This is a genomic window from Planomonospora corallina, assembly GCF_042650625.1.
Classification (GTDB): domain Bacteria; phylum Actinomycetota; class Actinomycetes; order Streptosporangiales; family Streptosporangiaceae; genus Planomonospora_B; species Planomonospora_B corallina.
In genome coordinates this window covers 66,802-75,275 of the sequence record NZ_JBHSBM010000077.1, presented here as the reverse complement: position 1 = coordinate 75,275, position 8,474 = coordinate 66,802, and the positions used below count along the sequence as shown (strand labels likewise).

Below are 8,474 nucleotides of genomic sequence, written 5' to 3'. Positions count from 1 at the left end.
CCCTTCGAGGTCAGCGGGCCGGGTGGTTCTCCAGGACCGGGGAGCGCCTGGCGACCGCCTCGGTGATCTCGCGGGCGATGTCCTGGGCGGTCAGGCCGATGTCGGCGAGGATCTTCGCCCGCTTGGCGTGGTCCAGGAAGCGCTGCGGGATGCCGTAGGTGCGGACCGGCACGTCGACGTCGGCGTCGCGCAGCATCCGGGCCACCGCGTCGCCGACACCGCCGACCCGGCCGTTGTCCTCGACCACCACGACGAGCTTGTGCACCCGGGCGGCCGCCACCAGGGCCTCGTCCAGCGGCTTGACCCAGCGCGGGTCCACCACGGTCGCCGAGATGCCCTGGGCGTCGAGCAGCGCGGCGGCCTCCAGGCACATCTCGGCCATCGGGCCGACGGAGACGACCAGCACGTCGGGCTCGCCCGTGCGGAGCACGTCCATCTCGCCGAGCTTGCCGACGGCCTCGATCTCGGGACCGACCGGGCCCTTGGGGTAGCGCACCACGGTCGGGCCGTCGTCGACCGCGACCGCCTCGGCGAGCAGCTCGCGCAGGCGGGGCTCGTCGCGCGGGACCGCGACGGCCAGGCCGGGGACCACCTGCAGGATCGACAGGTCCCACATGCCGTTGTGGCTGGCGCCGTCGTCGCCGGTGACGCCCGCCCGGTCGAGGACGACCGTGACCGGCAGCCGGTGCAGGGCGACGTCCATGAGCAGCTGGTCGAAGGCCCGGTTGAGGAAGGTCGCGTAGACCGCCACGACGGGGTGGAGGCCGCCCATCGCCAGGCCGGCGGCGCTGGTCAGCGCGTGCTGCTCGGCGATGCCGACGTCGTAGAGGCGGTCGGGGTATGCCTCGGAGAACGGGATCAGGCCGGTCGGGCCGAGCATCGCGGCGGTGATGGCCACGATGTCCTGCCGCTCGGCGCCGAGCCGTACCATCTCCTGGCTGAAGACGTTGGTCCAGCCGTGCGGCTTGGGCTTCTCCTCGCCGGTCAGCGGGTCGAAGGCGCCGGGCGAGTGGAAGCAGTCCTCGCCGTGGTTCTCCGCGGGGGAGTAGCCGAAGCCCTTCTTGGTGAGCACGTGCACGATGACCGGGCGGCGGAAACCGCGGGCCTTGCGCAGCGCCGCCTCGACGGCCTGGGTGTCGTGGCCGTCGACCAGCCCGATGTACTTCAGGCCGAGGTCCTCGAACATCGCCTGGGGGGCCAGGACGTCCTTGATGCCCTTCTTCATGCCGTGCAGCGCGTCGTAGACCGGGGCGCCGACCACGGGCACCTTGTTCAGGTTGTCCTTGACGAACTCCAGCACGTCCTCGTAGCGCTGGTTGGTGCGCAGCGAGGCCAGGTGGTTGGCGAGGCCGCCGATGGTCGGCGAGTAGGAGCGGCCGTTGTCGTTGACCACGATGATCAGCGGCAGGTCCCGGTGCGCGGCGATGTTGTTCAGCGCCTCCCAGGCCATGCCGCCGGTCAGGGCGCCGTCGCCGATCACCGCCACGACCGTGCGGTCGCTCTCGCCGCGCAGCTTGTACGCCTTGGCCAGGCCGTCGGCGTACGACAGCGCGGTGGAGGCGTGGGAGTTCTCGATGACGTCGTGCTCGGACTCGGCCTGGCTCGGGTAGCCGGACAGGCCGCCCTCCTGCCGGAGCGTGCCGAAGCGGTCCGCGCGCCCGGTGAGCATCTTGTGGACGTAGGCCTGGTGCCCGGTGTCCCACAGGATGCGGTCGCGCGGCGAGTCGAAGACGCGGTGCAGCGCGATGGTCAGCTCGACCACGCCCAGGTTGGGGCCGAGGTGGCCGCCGGTGCGGGCGGTGGCGCTGACGAGCAGGTCCCTGATCTCGGCGGCGAGCCGTGGCAGCTCCTCCGCGCCCAGTTCCTTGAGGTCCCGTGGTCCCTTGACCGACTCCAGAAGACCGCCCAGCCGTCCGGCCCGCTCGCTCACGGAATCATTCCCCTCTGTCCTGTCGCAACAGGGCGAGTCTAGTTCGCCTCTAGCGCGCTGCCCGCAAAGACGGGCAATCTATACGTTTTATCCACACTTGCCCTACCCTTTCCCTCATCATGAGCTCGCCCGCCCTCGGACTCCTGTCGTCCCTCGTCAGCGCCTCCCTGGCGTTCTCCCCGGCGGCGGGCGCCGGGCAGGCCGGCGCCGTCCCCCTGGCCGCCGCCCAGCGGTCCGCCCCGGAGGTCCGCGCCGTGCAGGGCAGGGCCGTGGCCACCGCGAACCCCCTGTACGGCACCAGCGCCCTGCCCTCCGTGTCCTGCGCGGCGGGACGGATCCGCGCGGGGAGCGCGGCCTCCTACAAGGCTTTCATGACCCGTGTCGGCCACTGCCTGGGGCTGGCCTGGGCGATCCAGTTCGGCAAGGCCGGGCTCGCGTTCTCCCCGCCGGAGATACGCTTCGTCACCTCGCGGGTGAGCAGTGCCTGCGGGAGGTGGCCGGCCGGCGCGGGCGGCTACTACTGCTCCGGCGACCGCACGATCTACATCGGCGTCACCCGTGCCGTCCTGAAGAACCCCTACGGGCCGAACCACGCGCAGTTCATGGCCCACGAGTACGCCCACCACGTCCAGCAGCTCGCCGGCATCCTGCCCTACTACGGCCGGACGGCCTGGCGCTCCGCCCCCTCGGCCAAGCTCGCGCTCTCCCGCCGCCTGGAACTGCAGGCCGACTGCCTGGCCTCGGCCTTCCTCGGCGTGACCGCAGACGACCTGCGGGTCACCCGGGAGCACTGGGACGCCATGCTGGAGTGGACGACCGAGAACGGCCACAAGACCTGGCCGAAGAACGACCACGGCAGGGGCGACAGCCAGGCGCACTGGATGGAACGCGGTTTCGACCGCCGCGGCCCCGCCGCCTGCAACACCTTCACCGCCCCGGCCCGCCTGGTCGACTGACCGGGGCACGGGCCCGCCCGTGCGGGGCCGGGAGCCTGGCGCGCGCCCGGGGCCGGCACCTGCGTCAGGCCGGCCCGGTGGCTCCCTTCAGGCCCGGCCCGGTGGTTCCCGTCAGGAGCCTGCGCGGGTGAGGACCTCCAGCGGGTCGGCGAGGACCTGGGCGAAGGCCAGCTCGGCGGCGCCGACGAGGGTGGCGTCGTCGCCGAGGGCCGAGGTCCGCAGCCGCAGGTGCTCCCGGGCCGGCCCGAGGGCGTCGACGGTGAGCCGGCTGCGGACCTGGGCCGCGGCGCCGAGATACACCTCACGGAGCATGCCGCCGAAGACGACCAGCTCCGGGTTGAAGACGTTGACGAGGTTGGCGACGCCGAGACCGAGCCAGTCGCCGACCCGGTTCAGCGCCGCCTGCGCGACGATGTCGCCGCGGTCGGCGGCGCCGACCACCGCGCGGACCGCTTCCCTGCCGATCTGCGAGCCGAAGCGCCCGGCGGCCTCCAGCAGGGCCCGCTCCCCCACCTCGGCCTCCAGGCAGCCGTGCGAGCCGCAGCCGCAGGGCCGCCCGCCGGGGTTGACGACCATGTGCCCGACCTCGCCGCCGAAGCCCTGGTGGCCGCCGAGCAGGGCGCCGCCCGCGATCACTCCCCCGCCGACGCCCACGTCGCCGTGGAGGTAGACCAGGTCGCGGCAGCCGACGCCCACCCCGCGCAGGTGCTCGGCCATCGCCGCGAGGTTGGCGTCGTTGCCGACCGCCACGGGCAGGCCGAGGCCGAGGCGGCGGGACATCTCCTCGCCGAACGGCACGTCCGCCGCGCCCATGTTGGGCCCGAACCGCACGACGCCGTCCTCGCGCGCCACCCCGCCGGAGAAGGCCGCCGCCACCCCGACGCAGACCGTGTCCGGCCGGGTCTTGCGGTGCATCTGCCGGGCGAAGCCGGCCAGCGGCCCGACGACCTCCTCCAGGGAGAAGGGGCCGCGCCGCCGTACGGCCTCGCGCCGGTCCAGGACCGTCCCGCCGAGGCCGACCCGGGCGGCGACCAGCCGGTCGACGCCCACGTCCAGCGCGAACACGTAGACCCGGGCGGACTCGGGGCGGACCACCAGGGAGGGGCGGCCCGCACGGCCGGTCTCCCTGGGCAGCTCCTCGCGGACCAGGCCGGCGGCGGTCAGGTCCGCGGTGAGGGCCATGATGGTGCTGCGGTTGAGTCCCATCCGGCTGGTGAGCTCCGCGCGCGAGGTCGGCCCGCTCAGGTGGACATGGCGGAGCAGGGCGCCGAGGTTGTGGCGCCTGATCTCCTCTTGGGAGGGACCGGCCCGCATCGCGTGGTGTTCCTTCAGATCGTCGGGATCACCGGTCACCTTAGACCGGTGGCGGCCGCGCGCTTGCGGGAGAGCGCGTCCACGCCCGCCGCCAGCAGCAGCACGCTCCCGGTGACGATGTACTTCACGCCGGAGCTGTAGCCCATCAGGCCCATGCCGTTCTCGATGACCGCGACCACCGCGCCGCCCAGGATGGCGTCCAGCACCCGGCCCTTGCCGCCGAACAGGCTGGTCCCGCCGATGACGGCCGCGCCCACGGCGTAGAGCAGCACGTTGCTGCCGCCGGTGTTGGGGTCGACCGAGCTGGCCCGGGAGGCCGCGATGATGCCGCCGACCGCGGCCATGGTGGAGCAGATCATGAAGGCCGCGATCTTCATCCGGTCCACGTTGATGCCGGCCCGGCGCGCGGCCTCGGCGTTGCCGCCGACCGCGTACAGGTGGCGGCCGAACCCGGTACGGCGCAGCACGAACGTCAGGACCACCAGGAGCACGACGATGATCGGGACGACGATCGGCACGCCCTTGAGCGAGACGACCGCGGCGTTGCGGCTGCGCTCCAGGTTCAGGACGTAGACGGCGAGCCCGCCGAGGACCGCCAGGGCCCCCACCCGGACCGCGATCAGCGAGAGCGGGTCGGCGGCCAGGCCGCGCCCGGCCCGCTTGCGCGCGCGCAGCAGCTGCAGCGCCGCGTAGGCGGCGACGCAGGCGGCCAGCAGCCCCCAGCCCAGCGCGGGCGGCACGTACTTGTTGGCGATCGCCAGGATCGTCTCGTCCCGGATGGAGATGTTGGTGCCGCCCTTGACCAGCAGCAGCACCAGGCCCTGGAAGCCGAGGAAGGCGGCGAGCGTCACCACGAAGGACGGGATGCCGAGCTTGGCCACCAGCGTGCCGAGCACGGTGCCGATCACCACGCCGGTGAGGATGGCCGCGGCCACCGCGGCGTACCAGGGCAGGCCCTGCTCGGTGAGCATGATCGCGAGCACCGCCGCGCAGACGCCGCTGGCGAAACCGGCCGACAGGTCGATCTCGCCGAGCAGGAGCACGAAGACCAGGCCCATGGCGATCACGGTGACCGCCGCGCCCTGGGTGAACAGGTTGGCGAAGTTGCCCGGGGTCAGGAAGGAGGGGCGGAGGATCGAGAAGACCGTGCAGAGCACGACCAGGCCGAAGACCGCGGGCAGCGCGCCCATGTCTCCGCCGCGGACCCGCTCGGCGTAGCCGCGGAGGTTCGCGCCGATCGAGGGGGCCGGGGCCGCGGCCGCGGCCGGCTTGAGGGTGGCGGTCATGCCGGAACTCCGTTGGTGAGGCCGAGGTCCCCGCTCCGGCCAGAGGTGATCAGTTCGACGACCTGCGCGTGGGTGACGTCGGAGGTCTTGACCTGCGCCGCCATCCGGCCGAGGTAGAGCGCGGCGATCCGGTCGGAGACCGCGAAGACGTCGTTCATGTTGTGCGAGATGAGCACGACGGCCAGGCCCTGGTCGGCGAGGCGGCGGACCAGCTCCAGCACCTGCGCCGTCTGGGCCACGCCGAGCGCCGCGGTGGGCTCGTCGAGGATGACGACCTTGCTGTTCCAGAGCACCGCCTTGGCGATGGCGACGGTCTGCCGCTGGCCGCCGGAGAGGCTGGAGACGTGCTGCCGGATGGACTTGACGGTCCGGACGGAGAGGCCCTCCAGGGTCTTGGCCGCCATCTCCTCCATGGTGTCCTCGTCGAGCACGATGCCGCGCTTGTGCTCGCGGCCGAGGAACATGTTCTGGACGATGTCCAGGTTGTCGCAGAGGGCGAGGTCCTGGTAGACGATCTCGATGCCCAGGGCGGCCGCGTCGCGCGGGGAGCCGACCTGGACGGGCTTGCCCTCGAAGAGGTACTCGCCGGAGTCGATGGGGTGGATGCCGCCGACGCACTTGACGAGCGTGGACTTGCCGGCGCCGTTGTCGCCGACCAGCGCCGTCACCTCTCCGGGATAGACGGAGAGGGCGACGTCGTGCAGGACCTGCACGGGACCGAAGCTCTTGTCGATCCCGCGGAGTTCCAGTACGGGGGTCATACGGTGCTCCTCGGGTGCGGGGCACGGCCGGCCGGCGGGGAGATGGGAGCCGGCCGGCCGTGCCCTCGGCGCGTTACTGGATTCCGGCCTCGGTGCACTTGGCGGCGAACTCGCCGGTGCACAGCTCTTCCTTGGTGACGAAGCCGTCGGCCACGACGTCCTTGACGTTCTCGAAGAAGATCGCCTGCGGCTCGAGCAGGACGGCGGGCACGTCGGCGCCGCTCTCGGTGTCCTTGACCGTGCCGGTCGCCGCGGGCTTCTCGCCCTTGGCCAGGCCGATGGCCAGCGCCGCCGCCGCGTCGGCCTCCTTCTTGATGGCCTTGTAGACCGTCATGCACTGGTCGCCGGCGAGGATGTTCTGCAGGCCCTGCACGGTGGCGTCCTGGCCGGTGACCGGGACCTTGCCGTTGAGCTTGTTCTTCTTCAGCACCGTGATGGCGGCGTTGCCGAGGCCGTCGTTGGCGGCCAGCACGCCGGCGATCTTCGGCTGCTCGGTCAGCATCTGCTCGAAGATCGTGGCGGCCTGGGCGTTGTCCCAGTCCGGGACCGACTGGTCCGGGCCCTTGACGTACTCGCCCGAGTCGTACTTGGGCTGCAGCACGCCGTCGTAGCCGTTCTTGAACAGCGTGGCGTTGTTGTCGGTCGGCGAGCCGTTCAGCTCCGCGACAATGGGCTTCTCGGCCTTCTTGTCGGTCAGGCACTTGACCAGGCCCTCACCCTGCAGGGTGCCGACCTTGGTGTTGTCGAAGCTGACGTAGTAGGAGGCGCCGCCGTTCAGCGTGAGGCGGTCGTAGTCGATGGTGGCCACGCCCTGGGCCTTGGCCTTGTCGAGCACGGCCTTGCCGGTGCCGCTGTCCAGGTTGACGATCATCAGGACGGTGGCGCCGTCGGTGATCATCTGGTCGGCGATGGTCTGGAACTGGTTCTTGTCGCCCTGGGCGTTCTGGATGTCGTAGGCCACGCCCGCGGCCTTGAACGCCTCCTCCAGGTACTTGCGGTCCGCGGTCTCCCAGCGGGCGGAGGACTTGCTGTCCGGAAGGATGACGCCGATCTTCCCGGCGGGGGCCTGGCTCGCGGCCCCGGAGGGAGCGGCGCTGCTGGCGGCGCTGGTGTCGCCCTCGCCCCCGCAGGCGGTGAGACCGAGGGTCAGGGCCGCGGCGGCGGCGGACAGGCTGAGGATCCCCTTGCGCATGGTGCACGGGTCCTTTCTTCGAGAGCTTTCGAAAGTGGGGGGTCGGGGAAGTACGGCATGCCGAATCCAGCGGCAGGGTCTCCGGGTCGCGGATCACCGTGCCGTTGAATGTTGTTTGCGGCAACGTATTCCGGCTTGGCCAGGAATGCCAGACCTCATCCGGGGAAAGTTTGTTGTGGGCGGTAACAATCCAGAAACGCGGGGTTAACCCCAGGCGCTCTGCGTGATCAGGGCCAGCGCGGAGAGCGCGGCCACGCAGAGGACCCCCGCCCTGATGCGCCCGCCGTCCAGATAGCGGCGCAGGGGGCCCGAGGCCAGGAAGCCCGCCACCAGGAACGGGACCAGCGCCAGCCCGGCGAGGGCGGCCCGGGCGGGCATCTCCCCGCCCGCGGCGTTCAGCGTCATCGACGCCAGGGCTCCGACGGCGAAGTACATCGCGAGCGTGGCGCGGATCTGCGGTCCCCGGGCGTGCTGGTAGACCAGCCCCATCGGCGGCCCGCCGATCGAGGTGGCCTGCCCGGTGAACCCGGAGACCAGCCCCGCCGCCGCCAGCGTGCGCGGGGTGCGCGGCAGCGACACCGACCACGCGGTGAGCGCGACCGCGATCAGCACCATCACCCCGACCCCGACCCCGAGCGCGTCCCGGGGCACCGTCTTGAGGATCCAGAGCCCGGCGAGCATGCCGGGCAGACGGCCGAGCAGCGCCCACGAGATCCCCCGCCAGTCGACGTGCCGCCACTCCTTGACCAGTGTGAACAGCGGCAGCACCGCCGAGACGAGCTGGAGGGAGCCGGGCATCAGCCCGGGGTCGAGGATCATGACGACCGGCGCCGCGACCAGGGCGAGCCCGAACCCGACCGCCCCCTGGACGACCGCCCCCGCGAAAACCGACAGACCGGCGATGACAAGTACGAAAAGCTCGTCACTCATGGAGGAGACCGTACTGCCGGGCCTCCTCCCGGCCCGGACCGCGTGCCCCTCCAGGGACGCCTCCGCCCGCCCGGCGGGAACGACGGAGCCGCCCGGCGGGATGTG

At 72.0% G+C, this 8,474-nt stretch carries 7 protein-coding genes; 1 reads left to right on the top strand and 6 read right to left on the bottom strand.

The genetic code is table 11. From position 1 onward, the window contains the following. Positions 1-10: 10 nt before the first annotated feature. Positions 11-1,930 (bottom strand): 1-deoxy-D-xylulose-5-phosphate synthase, encoded by a 1,920-nt coding sequence (gene dxs / locus ACFOWE_RS33180; protein ID WP_377294918.1) that lies wholly within the window; start codon positions 1,928-1,930, stop codon positions 11-13. Positions 1,931-2,049: 119 nt separating this feature from the next. Between dxs and ACFOWE_RS33175 the strand changes: the two genes are divergently transcribed. Next, the gene (locus ACFOWE_RS33175) at positions 2,050-2,886 is read left to right on the top strand and encodes a neutral zinc metallopeptidase (RefSeq protein WP_377294916.1); all 837 of its coding nucleotides are present in this window, start codon (positions 2,050-2,052) and stop codon (positions 2,884-2,886) included. Positions 2,887-2,997: 111 nt separating this feature from the next. Here the strand turns inward: ACFOWE_RS33175 and ACFOWE_RS33170 are convergent, their stop codons facing one another. The 5 genes from ACFOWE_RS33170 to ACFOWE_RS33150 form a co-directional block, all read right to left on the bottom strand. After that, positions 2,998-4,200: an ROK family transcriptional regulator gene (locus tag ACFOWE_RS33170; protein ID WP_377295144.1), complete on the bottom strand. Its 1,203-nt coding sequence runs from the start codon at positions 4,198-4,200 to the stop codon at positions 2,998-3,000. A gap of 35 nt (positions 4,201-4,235) precedes the next feature. Then, positions 4,236-5,486, bottom strand: coding sequence for a sugar ABC transporter permease (locus ACFOWE_RS33165; protein ID WP_377294914.1), 1,251 nt, complete (start codon positions 5,484-5,486; stop codon positions 4,236-4,238). Continuing rightward, complete coding sequence (locus ACFOWE_RS33160) at positions 5,483-6,247, bottom strand: ATP-binding cassette domain-containing protein (protein WP_377294912.1); 765 nt, start codon at positions 6,245-6,247, stop codon at positions 5,483-5,485. The genes ACFOWE_RS33165 and ACFOWE_RS33160 overlap by 4 nt, the downstream gene beginning before the upstream one ends. Positions 6,248-6,320: 73 nt before the next feature. Then, a complete protein-coding gene (locus ACFOWE_RS33155) occupies positions 6,321-7,439 on the bottom strand; it encodes a sugar ABC transporter substrate-binding protein (protein ID WP_377294910.1) in 1,119 nt (372 codons plus the stop codon). A gap of 204 nt (positions 7,440-7,643) precedes the next feature. After that, positions 7,644-8,369, bottom strand: a complete 726-nt coding sequence (locus ACFOWE_RS33150) for a sulfite exporter TauE/SafE family protein (protein ID WP_377294908.1) — start codon at positions 8,367-8,369, stop codon at positions 7,644-7,646. Between the last annotated feature and the right edge of the window lie 105 nt (positions 8,370-8,474).

Coding starts and splice junctions, on each gene's coding strand:
- ACFOWE_RS33175 (WP_377294916.1), top strand. CDS start 2,050: ATGAGCTCGCCCGCCCTCGGACTCCTGTCGTCCCTCGTCAGCGCCTCC.
- ACFOWE_RS33170 (WP_377295144.1), bottom strand. CDS start 4,200: ATGCGGGCCGGTCCCTCCCAAGAGGAGATCAGGCGCCACAACCTCGGC.
- ACFOWE_RS33165 (WP_377294914.1), bottom strand. CDS start 5,486: ATGACCGCCACCCTCAAGCCGGCCGCGGCCGCGGCCCCGGCCCCCTCG.
- ACFOWE_RS33160 (WP_377294912.1), bottom strand. CDS start 6,247: ATGACCCCCGTACTGGAACTCCGCGGGATCGACAAGAGCTTCGGTCCC.
- ACFOWE_RS33155 (WP_377294910.1), bottom strand. CDS start 7,439: ATGCGCAAGGGGATCCTCAGCCTGTCCGCCGCCGCCGCGGCCCTGACC.
- ACFOWE_RS33150 (WP_377294908.1), bottom strand. CDS start 8,369: ATGAGTGACGAGCTTTTCGTACTTGTCATCGCCGGTCTGTCGGTTTTC.